Below are 14818 nucleotides of genomic sequence, written 5' to 3'. Positions count from 1 at the left end.
GGGTTGCGGCCGAACTGGTGGCCTAGCAGGGGGAGGCGCGGTGCGAGGGCGGGGAACGGCCTGTGCCGCCGTACTGCTGGTGCTGCTCGCCGGATGCGGCGACGGCGGTCACGGCGGGTCCGGGGCGCGCGGCGACGGCGGGAACAAGCGGCCTTCGGCGTCCGGTGTCGACGGCACGGCGGACCCCGCGAAGGTCTTCACGGACGCCGAGTTGGGCGCCGCCCTCCTCCCGGCCGAGGCCGTGGGCAAGGGCGCGAAGGCGTTAGAGGTCTCCCTGGGACTCTTCGACCAGGGTTCCGGGGGAGGCGACTGGAGCACCTGCGTCGCGGGCCGGGACGCGCACGGGGAGCTGTGGCGCATGCGGGGCGCCAGCGCCGAGCGGACGTTCCGTCCGGACCCCGCGGCGGTGGGCGAGGACGACCCCTTCGTCTACGAGCGCCTGGTCTCGATGCCGGCCGGGCGGGCCGGGCGCTATCTCGAACTGCGCCGCGAACTCCACGAGGCGTGCGGCCGCGTCACCGTCGACACCGACGGCGCGCTCGCCGAGGAGCACCACGAGGTCCGGTCCCTGCCGGACCTGGGCGACGAGGCGGTCCTGGAGACGACACGGACCACGGGCGGCGACGAGTACGACGGGAGTGCGCACTACGTGGTCGAATTGCGGGTCGGCGGCGTCCTGGTGATCGTGGGGGCGGGCACGGACATGGACCTGACGCTCTCCTCGGCCGCCGAGGCGGCGCGGTGGGTCGGGAAGGGCCTCTACGGCGCCTCGTGAACGCCGGTACGGCAACGGGCCGCCGGAGGGATCCGGCGGCCCGTTGCCGTACTCGGGGGAAGTCGGGTCAGTGCCCGCCGGCTCCCGCCGTCGCCTCCGGCAGCTTCTTCAGGACGCCCGGGTCGCCGGCGTCCGCCGTGTAGTCCGCCGCGGACGTCTCGTCGATGCCCTCAGGGGCCTTCAGCGCCTTCAGGACGAAGGTGAGGACCACCGTGACCACCACGTTCATGACGAACGCCGTGAGGCCGATGTAGCCGATCTCGCCGATGCCCGGGATCTCCTTGGCGCTGCCGCCGAAGTGCTTCTGCGTCGGCGACGCGACCCCGTACGCGGCGAGCGTGCCGTAGACCATGCCGACCGCCCAGCCGGCGAGCAGCGCCCAGCGGTGGAACCAGCGGGTGAACAGGCCGCCGACGAGGGCCGGCATGGTCTGGAGGATCCAGATGCCGCCCAGGAGCTGGAAGTTGATCGCGACGGTCTTGTCCATGGTGAGGACGAAGGCGAGCGCGCCCACCTTCACCAGGAGCGAGACCAGCTTGGAGACCTTGGTCTCCTGCTCGGGGGTGGCGTCGGGCTTGATGAAGTCCTTGTAGATGTTGCGCGTGAACAGGTTCGCCGCGGCGATGGACATGATCGCAGCGGGCACCAGCGCGCCGATGCCGATGGCCGCGAACGCGACGCCCGTGAACCAGTCGGGGAACATGTCCTCGAACAGCTGCGGGATCGCCAGCTGCCCGTTCTGCACCTTGATCCCGGCCGCGATCGCCATGAAGCCGAGCAGCGCGAGCAGGCCCAGCATCAGGGAGTACAGCGGCAGGATGGTGGTGTTGCGGCGGATCACGTTGCGGCTGCGCGAGGACAGCGTCGCCGTGATCGAGTGCGGGTACATGAAGAGCGCCAGCGCCGAGCCGAGGGCCAGCGTCGCGTACGTCCACTGCCCGGCCGGTGCCGGGGCGAGCGATCCGACCGGCTTGCCCGTCGCCGGGTTGGGCGTCGCGAACTTCTCGTTCGCCGCGTGGAAGATGGCGTCGAAGCCGCCCAGCTTGATCGGGATGTAGATGATCGCGACGGCGATGACGAGGTAGATCAGGCCGTCCTTGACGAACGCGATCAGCGCGGGCGCCCGCAGACCCGACGAGTACGTGTACGCGGCGAGCACCGCGAACGCGATGAGCAGCGGCAGGTCCTTGATGAACCAGTTGGTCGACTCGTCGCCGCCGACGCCCATCACGTCCAGGACGGCCTGGATGCCGACCAGTTGGAGCGCGATGTACGGCATCGTGGCGAGGATGCCTGTGACGGCAACGGCCAGGGAGAGGCCCTTGGAGCCGAAGCGGCCGCGCACGAAGTCGGAGGTCGTCACATAGCCGTGCTTGTGCGACACCGACCACAGGCGCGGCAGGAAGGTGAAGATCAGCGGGTAGACGAGGATCGTGTAGGGCACGGCGAAGAAGCCGGAGGCGCCGGCCGCGTAGATCGCCGCCGGGACGGCCACGAAGGTGTACGCCGTGTAGAGGTCGCCGCCGAGCAGGAACCAGGTGACCCAGGTACCGAACGACCGTCCGCCCAGGCCCCATTCGTCGAGGCTCTGCTCGTTGTCGGACCTGCGCCAGCGCGCGGCCAGGAAGCCCATGACCGTGACGGCGATGAAGAAGAAGATGAAGACGCCGAGCGCGACGCCGTTGACTCCGCCGTTCATGCCTGGCCACCCGTCTTCCGGGCGCGCTGGTCACGCTGCCACAGCTTGTACGCGATCATCGTCAGCGCCGTGGAGATGAGGACCCACAGCATCTGGTACCAGTAGAAGAACGGAATACCGATGAAGGCCGGGTCGACCTTCGCGTAGGAGCTGACCCAGAGCATCGCCACGAACGGTGCGACGAGGCACAGGGCAATGACCACTCGCACCGGCGTGACCACCGGCCGTTTCACTTCAGGCACATCGGACATACGGCGGTCCGTCCCCTCGCTGATCCCGCTTATCTCATGCTTAACGTGGCGGAAATCTAGGCGACGATCTCGTCGTATGGAACCCCCGTCCGGATAACGGACAAACGGTGGCCGACATGCCGTTCATGTGCCGACTTCTCGGTCGGCGCAAGCGGATTCGCGTGCGACGCCCGTCAGTCCGTCGGGCGCTTGAGGCGGGCCACGAACTTGTAGCGGTCGCCCCGGTACACCGAGCGCACCCACTCGACGGGCTGCCCCGTGCCGTCCACGGAGTGCCGCGACAGCATCAGCATGGGCAGGCCCACGTCCGTGCCGAGCAGACCCGCCTCGCGCGGGGTCGCCAGGGACGTCTCGATGGTCTCCTCGGCCTCGGCCAGGCGTACGCCGTAGACCTCGGCGAGCGCCGTGTACAGGGACGTGTACTTGACCAGGGAGCGGCGCAGCGCGGGGAAGCGCTTGGCCGACAGATGCGTCGTCTCGATGGCCATCGGCTCGCCGCTCGCGAGGCGGAGCCGTTCGATGCGCAGGACGCGCCCGCCCGCCGTGATGTCGAGGAGGCCGGCGAGGGTGTCGTCGGCGGTCACATAGCCGATGTCCAGGAGCTGCGAGGTGGGTTCCAGGCCCTGGGCGCGCATGTCCTCGGTGTACGAGGTCAGTTGCAGCGCCTGCGAGACCTTGGGCTTGGCGACGAACGTGCCCTTGCCCTGGATGCGCTCGAGCCGGCCCTCGACGACCAGTTCCTGAAGGGCCTGGCGCACGGTCGTGCGGGAGGTGTCGAACTCGGCGGCGAGGGTGCGCTCGGGCGGGACCGGCGTGCCCGGGGGCAGCGTCTCGGTCATGTCCAGCAAGTGCCGCTTCAGGCGGTAGTACTTGGGCACACGCGCGGTGCGGCCCGCTGCGGGTGCCTCCGCCGTCGTGGCGCCGCCCGCATCGGTTCCGCTGCTGCCCGCATGGGTGCCCATGGTCCGCCTTCCCGGCTCCTGTGGTGCTGCCGTCACCGGCTCCTCCGTCTGTCGCGGCTCACATCGTGGCACGGCCCTCCCCGAGGGAGTCGTGCTCCCTCAGGTGTCGGTCCGATAACGGACGTGACAGCCCTTCTTATACACCCTTGACACCCCTAAAGGTCTAGGCCAAGCTCCGGGTACTGGTCTACACCATTAAAGACCAGGTCCCAGTCCCACGTGCAGTACCACGTCGAGTTTGTTGTGTTCGTCGTATCCGTCGTTGTGGGCGGGGGGTTGCTGGCATCCCTGAGGAGGGTGACGTGAAGCGCAGGCTCATTGCGGCTATCGGTGTCGCGGGCATGTTGGTTTCGATCGCGGCTTGTGGCAGTGGTGATGACGGCAGCACGGACAAGAAAGCCGGCGCCGACGGCTACAAGGGCCAGACGCTGACCGTGTGGGCCATGGACGGCTCCACGCCGGACACCTGGCAGAAGGACGTCACGGCGGCCTTCGAGAAGAAGACCGGCGCGAAGCTGAAGATCGAGATCCAGCAGTGGAACGGCATCCAGCAGAAGCTGACCACCGCCCTGTCCGAGGAGAACCCGCCGGACGTCTTCGAGGTCGGCAACACGCAGACCCCCGCCTACGCCAAGACCGGCGGCCTCGCCGACCTCTCCGACCTCAAGTCGTCCCTCGGCGCCGACTGGGCCGAGTCGATGAACAAGTCCGCGGTCTCGGACGGCAAGCAGTACGCCGCCCCGTGGTTCGTCGTGAACCGCGTCGTCATCTACAACAAGAAGATCTGGGCCGACGCCAGCATCAAGGACCTCCCCAAGACGCGCGACGAGTTCTACAAGGACCTCGAGACCATCGGCAAGAAGACGGACGCCGAGCCGATCTACCTGCCCGGCCAGAACTGGTACCACTTCGTCGGCCTGACCATCGGTGAGGGCGCCGAGCTCGTCAAGAAGGACGGCGACAAGTACGTCTCCAACCTGGCCGACCCCAAGGTGGGCGCCGCCATGGAGACGTACAAGAAGTTCCAGGCGCTCTCCAAGGCCCCCAAGGACAAGGACGAGGCCACCCCGCAGCAGGCCGAGGTCTTCGCCAAGGGCAAGACCGGTTCCTTCATCGGCATGGGCTGGGAGTCCGCCCTCGCCATCAAGGCCAACCCGAAGATCGAGAAGGAGATCGGCTACTTCACCGTTCCGGGTGCCACGGCCGACAAGCCCGAGGGCGTCTTCCTCGGCGGCTCCAACCTCGCCGTTGCCGCGGGCAGCAAGAAGCAGGACCTCGCCAAGGAGTTCCTGAAGATCGCGCTCTCCGACCAGTTCGAGGGCCAGCTCGCCAAGGAAGGCGGCGTGATCCCCAACAAGGAGGCGCTGCAGTCCAACCTCAAGGGCAACGCGGCCGCCGAGGCCGCCGCTCCCGCCGCCGCCGGCGGTGGCACCACCCCGCTGATCCCGGAGTGGGCCCCGGTCGAGAACGCGCCCAACCCGGTCAAGACCTACATGACCGCGGTGCTGAAGGGTAAGTCCCCGGCCGCCGCCGCCAAGCAGGTCGAGGCCGAGTTCAACAAGCGTCTCTCGCAGAAGCAGTAAGACAGCAACAGGCCCCGCGGGGACGGAGAGCGTCAACACGCCCTCCGCCCCCGCGGGGTTCACGGCGTCCCGGCAGGCCCAGAAAAGAGATGGCGAGCATGACCGTGCAGACCGAACGGCCGCCCTCCGGTCCGGCGGAGGTCCTGAAAGCGGACGGCGGGGAATCCGGCGGACCGAGAAAGCAGGCCCGCGCACGGGCCGGGGCGCTCGTGCCCTATCTGCTGCTGCTCCCCGCGGTCGCGGCCACTGTGCTGCTCCTCGGCTGGCCGCTGCTCAAGGACGGGCTCCTGTCGTTCCAGAACCTCAACATGGGGCAGCTGATCCAGCATGTCACCGAGTGGAACGGCTTCGACAACTACCAAGAGGTCCTGACCAGTTCGGACTTCTGGCGGGTGACCGGACGCTCCATCGTCTTCACCCTCGTCAACGCCGTCCTGATCATGGTGATCGGCACCCTCGTCGGCCTGCTCCTCGCCCGGCTCGGCAGGCGCATGCGCGTCCTGCTCCTCGTCGGGCTCGTGCTCGCCTGGGCGATGCCCGTCGTCGCCGCGACCACCGTGTACCAGTGGCTGTTCGCGGAGCGCTTCGGCGTCGTCAACTGGGTCCTCGACAAGCTCGGCTGGCACTCCATGGCCGACTACAGCTGGACCGGCAGCCAGATGTCGACGTTCTTCGTCGTCACCGTGCTGATCGTCTGGATGTCGATCCCGTTCGTCGCGATCAACCTCTACGCCGCGACGACCACCATCCCCAAGGAGCTCTACGAAGCCGCGTCCCTCGACGGCGCCGGCCCCTGGAAGAGCTTCCTCTCGGTCACGCTGCCCTATCTGCGGCCCTTCCTCTACGCGACGACGTTCCTCGAGATCATCTGGGTCTTCAAGGCGTTCGTCCAGGTCTTCACGATCAACGGCGGCGGCCCAGACCGGCTCACCGAGATCCTGCCTGTGTACGCGTACATCGAGGGCGTCGGCAACCAGCACTTCGGCATGGGCGCGGCGATCGCCGTCCTGACGATCCTGATCCTGCTCATGCTGACCGCCTACTACCTCCGGATCGTGCTCAAGCAAGAGGAGGACGAGCAGTGAAGCGCTCCGCTTCGGCGACGTTCCGCCGCGCCTGGCCCAATGTGACGGCCGTGATCCTGTTCATCGGCTTCGTCTTCCCGGTCTACTGGATGTTCGCCACGTCGCTCAAGCCGACCGGCGACATCATCAGCGAGAACCCCGTCTGGTTCCCGACCGACATTACGTTCGAGCACTTCAGGACGGCGTTCGGCGCCGACAACTTCTGGACGCTGGTGCGCAACTCGGTCACCGTGACCGTGCTCGCCGTCGTCTTCTCGCTGGTCATCGGCCTGGCCGCGTCGTTCGCCCTCGCGCGGATGCGGTTCAAGGGCCGCCGCGGCTTCATCATCGGGTTCATGCTGGCCCAGATGGCGCCCTGGGAAGTCATGGTCATCGCGATCTACATGATCGTGCGCGACGCGTCGATGCTGAACAGCCTCGTCCCGCTGACCCTCTTCTACATGGTGATGATCCTGCCCTTCACCCTGCTCACGCTGCGCGGCTTCGTCGCCGCCGTGCCCAGGGAGCTGGAGGAGTCCGCCATGGTCGACGGCTGCACCCGCATGCAGGCCTTCCGCAGGGTGATCCTGCCGCTGCTCGCGCCCGGCCTGATGTCGACGTCGATGTTCGGCTTCATCACCGCCTGGAACGAGTTCCCGATGGTCCTCGTCCTCAACAAGTCGCCCGAGGCGCAGACGCTGCCGCTGTGGCTCTCCAGTTTCCAGACCGCGTTCGGCGACGACTGGGGTGCGACCATGGCCGCGTCCTCGCTGTTCGCGATCCCGATCCTGATCCTCTTCGTCTTCCTGCAGCGCAGGGCCGTCAGCGGCCTCACCGACGGCGCCGTGAAGGGATAACACCGCCAGATGACGACACTCACCGCACGCGGCACCGACACCCTCACCCGTGACGCGCTCACCGTCCTCCAGCCCGGCTTCACCGGCACCAGCGCCCCCGACTGGCTGCTGCGCCGGCTCGGCGAAGGCCTCGCCTCCGTCGGCCTGTTCGGCCGCAACATCGCCTCGCCCGAGCAACTCGCCGCCCTGACGGCCCAGTTGCGTGCCGAGCGTGACGACGTCCTGGTCGCCATCGACGAGGAGGGCGGGGACGTGACCCGCCTGGAGGTGCGCTCCGGCTCCTCGTTCCCCGGAAACCACGCCCTCGGCGCCGTCGACGACGTGGAGCTCACCCGGTCCGTCGCCGCCGAGCTCGGCCGCCGCCTCGCCGCCTGCGGCGTCAACCTCAACTGGGCCCCGTCCGCGGACGTCAACTCCAACCCGGCCAACCCGGTCATCGGCGTACGGTCCTTCGGCGCCGACACCGGCCTCGTCTCCCGCCACACCGCCGCCTACGTCACCGGGCTCCAGTCCGTGGGCGTCGCCGCCTGCACCAAGCACTTCCCCGGCCACGGCGACACCGCCGTCGACTCGCACCACGACATGCCCCGCATCGACGTGGGCCTCGACGTGCTGTACGAGCGTGAACTCGCCCCGTTCCGCGCGGCGATCGAGGCCGGCACGCGCGCGGTGATGAGCGCCCACATCCTGGTCCCCGCCCTGGACCCGGACCGCCCCGCCACCCTCTCGCGTCGCATCCTCACCGGCCTGCTCCGCGAGGAGCTGGGTTACGAGGGGCTGATCGTCACCGACGGCATGGAGATGCAGGCCATCTCCGCCACGTACGGCATCGAGCGCGGCAGCGTCCTCGCCATCGCGGCCGGCGCCGACGCCATCTGTGTCGGCGGCGGGCTCGCCGACGACGACACGGTGCTGCGGCTGCGGGACGCGCTGGTCGCCGCGGTGCACGCGGGCGATCTGCCCGAGGAGCGGCTCGCCGACGCCGCGGCGCGGGTGCGCTCGCTCGCCCGGTGGGCCTCGGTGCCGGGCGCGGCCGAGCACTCGGGGGGCGCGCCCGACACCGGGATCGGACTGGTCGCGGCGCGGCGGGCGGTGACCGTGACGCGCGGTGAGCACGCGGCCCCCGTCACCGAGGCGCCGTACGTCGCCGCCTTCACGCCCGTCGCCAACATCGCGGTCGGCGACGAGACGCCGTGGGGTGTCGCCGCCGAACTGGAGCGGCTGCTTCCCGGCACGGAGACCGGCAGCTTCTCCGGCACGGACGCGGGCGCCGCCGCCCTGGCCGCGGCGGGGGAGCGGCGCATCGTCGCCGTGGTCCGCGACGCCCACCGCCACGCGTGGATGGCCCAGTCGCTGGACACGCTCCTCGCGGCCCGCCCCGACACGGTCGTGGTCGAGATGGGCGTACCGCAGGCGCCGCCGCAGGGCGCCCTGCACGTGGCGACCCACGGCGCGGCCCGGGTGTGCGGTCTGGCCGCCGCCGAGGTGATCGTCGCCGGGTGAGCCGAGCGCCCCTTCAGGGGGCGCGGGGGCGCGCCATGGTGCGGCTTCGCCGCGTGGGTGCGACAAGCCACGACGCTCCCGCGGACGACGACGCGAAGGTGCCGGTCACCCCTCACCAGGGGTGACCGGCACCTTCATGTCGTCCCGAACTCGCCTACAGCCCCTGCCAATCGGGCTTGTTCACGTACGTGTGCCGGAAGTAGTCGGCAAGCTTCAACTTCGACGCCGCCCCCTCGTCGACGACAACCGTCGCGTGCGGGTGCAGCTGAAGCGCCGACGCCGGCACCACAGAGGCCACCGGCCCCTCGACGGTCGCCGCCACGGCATCCGCCTTGCCCTCACCCGTGGCGAGCAGCACCAGATGCCGCGCCTCCAGGATCGTGCCGATGCCCTGCGTGATGACATGACGCGGCACCTGGCTGAGGTCGCCGCCGAAGAAGCGCGCGTTGTCCGCGATGGTCTGCTGCGTCAGCGTCTTGATCCGCGTGCGGGAGGCGATCGACGAGCACGGCTCGTTGAAGCCGATGTGTCCGTCGGTGCCGATGCCGAGCAGCTGGAGATCCACACCGCCGGCCGCCGCGAGCGCCTTGTCGTACGCCTCGCAGGCCGCCTGCACGTCATCGGCGCTGCCGTCCGGTCCCATGAAGGAGCCCTCGCTCAGACCGAGCGGCTCGACGACCTCGCGCAGCACGGTCGCCCGGTAGGACTCGGGGTGTCCGGTCGGCAGACCCACGTACTCGTCGAGCTGGGCGATACGGGCCTTCGAGGCGTCGACCTCGCCGCCGCGGACCTTGGCCGCCAGCGCCTCGTAGATGGGCAGCGGGGTCGAGCCGGTGGCCACGCCGAGCAGGGCGTCGGGCTTGCGCCGCAGCAGCTGGGCCATCGCCTCGGCGATGAGCTCGCCGCCTGCCTTGGTGTCCGGGACGATCACAACTTCCACGCTGGGCCTGCCGATCTGGTCGAGGGTGCGATGTCGCGCATGTGGTATAGACCAATCTAGCAGAGGCGGTCCGGCCGGTCACGGGGCGTACTACGCCGTCCGACCATGCTCGGCGCTCCCCGCTCCTACGGCACCTCGAAGCTGTCCCTTCGGCCGGGCGCGCGCCCGCCTCAGCCGCCAGAGTGGAAGGAAGCGCGCAAGGAGGAGCCCGGCCGCCGGCCGTGCCCAGCCCGCCGCACTCGCGACCGCCCCTCCGGAGGAGTCCGCATGACCGCCACCCCGTCGGCCCCGAAGAGCGAGCAGCCGGGCCGGATCATGGCCCGCGAGATGGCCGAGCAGCCCGAGGTGCTGCGCCGCCTCCTGGACACCGGAGCGCCCCGCATCCACGAGGTCGCCCGGCGCGTCGCGGCACAGTCGCCCCGCTTCGTCCTGCTCACCGCCCGCGGCACCTCCGACAACGCCGCCCTGTACGCGAAGTACCTCCTGGAGATCCGGCTCGGGATGCCCTGCGGCCTGGCCTCCATGTCCACCACGACGGCGTACGGCGCCCGGCCCGACCTGCGCGACGTTCTCGCCGTCACCGTCAGTCAGTCGGGCGGTTCGCCCGACCTGGTGGCCTCCACGAAGGCGGCCCGCGCGGCCGGCGCGATCACCCTCGCGGTGACGAACAACCCGGACTCGCCGCTGGCCGCCGTCTCCGAGCACCACATCGACATCATGGCGGGACCCGAGAAGGCGCTCCCGGCCACGAAGACGTACACCGCGTCCCTGCTCGCGCTCTACCTCTTCGTCGAGGGCCTGCGCGGCGGCGACGGCTCGCCCGCCCAGGTGCTGCCCGGCCTCGCCCAGCAGCTCCTGGCTCGCCAGGACGAGGTACGCGCCCTCGCCTCCCGCTACCGCTTCGCGGACCGCATGGTGATCACCTCGCGCGGCTACGGCTACCCGACGGCCAAGGAGGCCGCCCTGAAACTCATGGAGACCAGCTACATCCCGGCCCTGTCCTACTCGGGCGCCGACCTGCTGCACGGCCCGCTCGCCATGGTCGACAACATCTCGCCGGTCATCGCCGTCGTCACGGACGGCAAGGGCGGCCTCATGCTCCAGCCCGTCCTCGACCGGCTGCGCGGCCGAGGCGCCGACCTTGTCGTCATCGGCCCCAAGGCCCAGGTGGACCGGGCGTCGGCCGGCTTCGTCCTGCCGACCCAGGGTGTCGCGGAGGAGGTCCAGCCGGTCCTGGAGATCATCCCGCTCCAGTTCCTCGCGTACGAGGTCACCATCGCCCGCGGCCAGGACCCGGACGCTCCCCGCGCCCTGGCGAAGGTGACGGAGACGCACTGACCCCGCCGCCTTCTCCGGCGCCCGCTATAGAATTCGCGGATGGCGGCCGAGCAGCGCAGATCCGGCCCACACCATGGACATCGGCGCCCCAGCCTCCACCCGACCTTCGGTGACAATCGCGACCGGCGGCAGGCGAGCATCGCCGCTTTCGAGGCCCGAATCCGGGCCGGTATCGCGGAACGGGAGCCTCCACCCGACACGGACGCGGCGGCTCTGGCAGGCTGGGTGGAAGCGACAACAACAAACATCGTCCAACGCATAGACATGACAGAATGGTCTAGTCCACAATGCGATGGTAAAAGCCTCCGTCCTCCCCGCACAGGAGGACGGACCGAGGAGCCGGCGCTCTCTGCCCTGACTGCGGCGGGTCCTCACATGGCCGGACGGGACCGCACACCCGACGGCTGTTGCAACTCCGGGCTGCGGTGCCGGGAGGGCTGAGGGTCCCTCCCAGGCGCCGCGGCCCGCGGGTGTCTTCGGGGCCTCTCGGTCGACCCTGAGGCCGGACCCGCCAGGTACCCTCGGCTCCGTGCCCTCCATGAACGACCTCGTACGCCAGCACACAGCCCTCGGCGACACCGACCTCGAGTGGCTGCACCTGCTGGTCTCGGAGTGGCAGCTGCTCTCCGACCTCTCCTTCGCCGATCTCGTGCTGTGGGTCCCCACCCTCGACGGCACCCGCTACGTCTCCGTGGCGCAGATGCGGCCCAACACCGGTCCCACCTCGTACCAGGACGACATGGTCGGCCATCTCGTCCCGCGCGGCCGCCGCCCGCTCCTGGACGCCGCCCTCGACGAGGGCCGCATCGTCCGCGAGGGCGACCCCGAGTGGCGCGAGGAGGTCCCGGTGCGGGTCGAGTCCATCCCCGTACGCAGGGAGGGTCGCGTCCTGGGCGTGATCGCCCGCAACACGAACCTGCTCACGGTCCGCACCCCGTCGCGCCTCGAACTGACCTACCTCCAGTCGGCCTCCGACCTCGCCCAGATGATCGCGGCCGGGTCCTTCCCGTTCCCGGACCAGCAGGTCGACATGGACGCATCCCCCCGCGTCGGCGACGGCCTCATCCGCCTCGACGCGGACGGCGTCGTCCAGTACGCGTCGCCGAACGCGCTCTCCGCGTACCACCGGCTCGGATTCTCCGCCGACCTGGTCGGGCACCACCTCGGCCGCACGACGGCCGAGCTCGCGCCGTCGCGCGGCCCCGTGGACGAGGCGCTCGCCAAGGTGGCCAGCGGCTGGGCGCCGCGTGAGTTCGAGATCGAGGGGGAGGAGGGGTCGATCCAGCTCCGGGCGATCCCCCTCAAGCCCAAGGGCACCCGCATCGGTTCGCTCGTCCTGCTGCGCGACGTCACCGAACTGCGCCGCCGCGAACGGGAGTTGATCACCAAGGACGCGACCATCCGGGAGATCCACCACCGGGTGAAGAACAACCTCCAGACCGTCGCGGCCCTGCTGCGTCTCCAGGCCCGCCGCATCGACTCCGACAGTGGCCGCGAGGCCCTCGAGGAGGCGGTGCGCCGCGTCGGCTCCATCGCCATCGTCCACGAGACGCTCTCCCAGAACCTGGACGAGCGCGTGGAGTTCGACGAGATCGCCGACCGGGTGCTCGCCATGGTCGCGGAGATCTCGCCGGGCGTGGTCACGGGCCGGCGCACCGGCCGCTTCGGCATCCTGGACGCCGAGGTCGCCACCCCGCTGTCGATGGTCCTCACCGAAGTCCTGCAGAACGCCCTGGAACACGGCTTCCGGCAGGGCGACACCGGCACCGTCGAGGTCTCCGCGGTGCGCGGCGGCACCACCAAGGACGCCCGCCTGCTGATCACCGTCACCGACGACGGCGTCGGCCTGCCCGAGGGCTTCGACCCGAAGCGCGCCGGCAACCTGGGCCTGCAGATCGTACGCACCCTGGTCGAGGGCGAGTTGAGCGGATCGTTCGACATGGTCCCGGCGCCCGGCCGCGGCACCCAGGTCGTCCTCGACATCCCGGTGGCAGCCGACAAGTAGCGGGCCCGGCGCCGACGGGCGCCGCGCCGACACGTCGGCACAGACGCAAACACCAGATCGACACGACCGCAAACGCCAGTGAGCCCCGGACCGTTGGGTCCGGGGCTCACTGTTCGTGTTGCCCGGGTCTACATCCCGGGCTGAGCCTGGGTGGAGCATCGGGGGTACTGCGCGCTGCGGCTCGGGGGCGGGAGTTGCGTACTCGCTGTACGCGCCGCCGGGCTCAGGCTCGTGGGGGGCGTGGGCGTCAGGCGCTGGCCTGGCGAGCACGGTTGCGGGCGGCGCGACGCTTCATTGCGCGGCGCTCGTCCTCGCTGAGGCCACCCCAGACGCCGGAGTCCTGGCCGGACTCGAGCGCCCACTGCAGGCACTGCTCCATGACGGGGCAGCGGCGGCAGACGGCCTTGGCTTCCTCGATCTGCAGCAGCGCAGGACCGGTGTTGCCGATGGGGAAGAAGAGCTCGGGGTCTTCCTCGCGGCAAACGGCGTTGTGACGCCAGTCCATGGCTGCTACCTCTCCTTGGTATTACGTGCAGGTTGCTTGTGAATGTGAACGCTTTCACGAATCCCCCGACAACGGAAGGGACTTTCGTCACATCTGCGACGATGTCCTGTGTGTTGAGGAGGGGGTTCGGGCTCTCCGTGGGGGCCGATGTTGCGGGCCGTCCCGAGCGCCATGTAGAGATTCGCAAACCTCGGCGGCGGATACAACCCCTTCAGGAAAGTTTTTTTTGATTCCTCGGTGTCGGCTAGGTCACAGCCGTACTTCCATGGGGTGGATCCTGGCCCAAACGTTCGAGATAAAGGACTTTGGGCTCTTCCACTCACACAATCACACGCAGTGCACGGCGTACGCCTGTGAACGTCACGCTCGTTCGCAGCCCCAGGTGGTCACCGTCCATCTGGAGGGGCAGGGGGACCTTCGATTGCAAGGTGAAGTCGGTCAGGTCGTGCAGGGTGACGGCGTTCTTCCCGTGGGGTCCCCGGTCGGGTGTCGAGGTGAGCAGCTGGGTGCCGTAACGGGCCACCGAAGGGGTGGACAATTTCTTGAGTCCGAGCACGTCAAGGCCGGTGTCGAAGGATGCCCGAGGGGACGCGTAGAGCGGCTTGTTCCCCAGATATGACCATGGGGAGGTATTGCAGACTATGGACAGGACCAGATCGGTGACGGGGTTCTCACCCGGCCGGTCCAGTGTGATAGCGCCGTGCCGGCGGTCGTGTTCCCCGAGGAACTGGCGTACGACCTGACGCAAATAGAGCGCGTGTGTCGATCGCTTGCCACGCTCGCGCTGCTGTTCGACCCGGCCGATGACGCCTCCGTCGAACCCGAGACCGGCACAGAACGTGAACCACCGGGACGGGGCGGCCTCGTCCTCCGTGCCCGGCGTGCCGCCCGCCAGACCCAGGCCCACCGTTCGCTCCCGGCCCTCGCGCAGAGCGTCGAGCAGGGCGCCCGTCGCCTCCACCGCGTCGTTCGGCAGACCGAGAGCGCGGGCGAAGACATTGGTGGAGCCGCCGGGGACGACGGCGAGGCGGGGAAGACGGTCCGGGTTCGGGCCGTGGTGCAGCAGGCCGTTCACGACCTCGTTGACCGTGCCGTCGCCGCCGAGGGCCACGACCAGCTCGATGTCCTTGCTCTCCGCGGCCTGCCGGCCGAGGTCCCTGGCGTGCCCGCGGTACTCCGTGGTGATCGCCTCGAGCTTCATCTCGCTCGCCAGCGCGTGGATCAGTACGTCACGCGTGCGCGCACTGGTGGTGGTTGCCGCCGGATTGACCACAAGAAGTGCACGCATGCGAAGCAGGGTACCTACCGGGTGGTACTCGGCCCAGACCGAGGTAGG

The 14818-nt window shown here is 69.5% G+C and carries 13 protein-coding genes; 7 read left to right on the top strand and 6 right to left on the bottom strand.

Annotated elements, in window-relative coordinates; genetic code table 11:
• Nucleotides 1-40 precede the first annotated feature (40 nt).
• Nucleotides 41-775 (top strand): hypothetical protein, encoded by a 735-nt coding sequence (locus tag CG723_RS26300; protein WP_159032546.1) that lies wholly within the window; start codon nt 41-43, stop codon nt 773-775.
• Nucleotides 776-842: 67 nt separating this feature from the next.
• Here CG723_RS26300 and mctP read toward each other — a convergent pair whose 3' ends face one another.
• From mctP to CG723_RS26285, 3 genes are all read right to left on the bottom strand, one after another.
• A complete protein-coding gene (mctP, locus tag CG723_RS26295; protein WP_100595949.1) occupies nt 843-2474 on the bottom strand; it encodes a monocarboxylate uptake permease MctP in 1632 nt (543 codons plus the stop codon).
• Entirely contained in the window at nt 2471-2725 is a 255-nt protein-coding gene (locus CG723_RS26290; RefSeq protein ID WP_100595948.1) for a DUF3311 domain-containing protein, read from the bottom strand. Before CG723_RS26290 ends, mctP begins: the two co-directional genes overlap by 4 nt.
• A 173-nt stretch (nt 2726-2898) precedes the next feature.
• The gene (locus tag CG723_RS26285; RefSeq protein ID WP_100595947.1) at nt 2899-3687 is read right to left on the bottom strand and encodes a GntR family transcriptional regulator; all 789 of its coding nucleotides are present in this window, start codon (nt 3685-3687) and stop codon (nt 2899-2901) included.
• A gap of 302 nt (nt 3688-3989) precedes the next feature.
• On the opposite strand from CG723_RS26285, the gene CG723_RS26280 reads away from it, so the two are divergent.
• From CG723_RS26280 to CG723_RS26265, 4 genes are all read left to right on the top strand, one after another.
• The gene (locus CG723_RS26280) at nt 3990-5270 is read left to right on the top strand and encodes an extracellular solute-binding protein (protein WP_100595946.1); all 1281 of its coding nucleotides are present in this window, start codon (nt 3990-3992) and stop codon (nt 5268-5270) included.
• Nucleotides 5271-5368: 98 nt separating this feature from the next.
• Nucleotides 5369-6355 carry a carbohydrate ABC transporter permease gene (locus CG723_RS26275; protein ID WP_100595945.1) on the top strand — a complete coding sequence of 329 codons (987 nt, stop codon included), beginning with the start codon at nt 5369-5371 and terminating at the stop codon, nt 6353-6355.
• Nucleotides 6352-7191 (top strand): carbohydrate ABC transporter permease, encoded by an 840-nt coding sequence (locus tag CG723_RS26270; protein WP_100595944.1) that lies wholly within the window; start codon nt 6352-6354, stop codon nt 7189-7191. Before CG723_RS26275 ends, CG723_RS26270 begins: the two co-directional genes overlap by 4 nt.
• Before the next feature lie 9 nt (nt 7192-7200).
• Nucleotides 7201-8694 carry a glycoside hydrolase family 3 protein gene (locus CG723_RS26265; protein WP_100595943.1) on the top strand — a complete coding sequence of 498 codons (1494 nt, stop codon included), beginning with the start codon at nt 7201-7203 and terminating at the stop codon, nt 8692-8694.
• A 154-nt stretch (nt 8695-8848) separates the two neighbouring features.
• Here the strand turns inward: CG723_RS26265 and nagB are convergent, their stop codons facing one another.
• Nucleotides 8849-9634, bottom strand: coding sequence for a glucosamine-6-phosphate deaminase (gene nagB, locus CG723_RS26260; protein WP_100595942.1), 786 nt, complete (start codon nt 9632-9634; stop codon nt 8849-8851).
• A 267-nt stretch (nt 9635-9901) separates the two neighbouring features.
• On the opposite strand from nagB, the gene CG723_RS26255 reads away from it, so the two are divergent.
• On the top strand, nt 9902-10972 hold the full coding sequence (locus CG723_RS26255; RefSeq protein WP_100595941.1) for an SIS domain-containing protein: 1071 nt from the start codon (nt 9902-9904) through the stop codon (nt 10970-10972).
• Between the two features lie 538 nt (nt 10973-11510).
• Entirely contained in the window at nt 11511-12977 is a 1467-nt protein-coding gene (locus tag CG723_RS26245) for a sensor histidine kinase (protein WP_100595940.1), read from the top strand.
• 247 nt (nt 12978-13224) lie between these two features.
• On the opposite strand, the gene CG723_RS26240 is transcribed toward CG723_RS26245, so the two are convergent.
• Both CG723_RS26240 and CG723_RS26235 read right to left on the bottom strand, forming a co-directional pair.
• Nucleotides 13225-13482, bottom strand: a complete 258-nt coding sequence (locus tag CG723_RS26240) for a WhiB family transcriptional regulator (protein WP_016639615.1) — start codon at nt 13480-13482, stop codon at nt 13225-13227.
• Nucleotides 13483-13801: 319 nt separating this feature from the next.
• On the bottom strand, nt 13802-14770 hold the full coding sequence (locus CG723_RS26235; protein WP_100595939.1) for a diacylglycerol/lipid kinase family protein: 969 nt from the start codon (nt 14768-14770) through the stop codon (nt 13802-13804).
• Nucleotides 14771-14818: the final 48 nt, after the last annotated feature.

Origin of the sequence: Streptomyces sp. CB01635 (assembly GCF_002803065.1) — a bacterium.
Lineage (GTDB): Bacteria > Actinomycetota > Actinomycetes > Streptomycetales > Streptomycetaceae > Streptomyces.
Note: the sequence above shows the minus strand (reverse complement) of the source record. Positions and strands in the feature narration are given on the sequence as shown.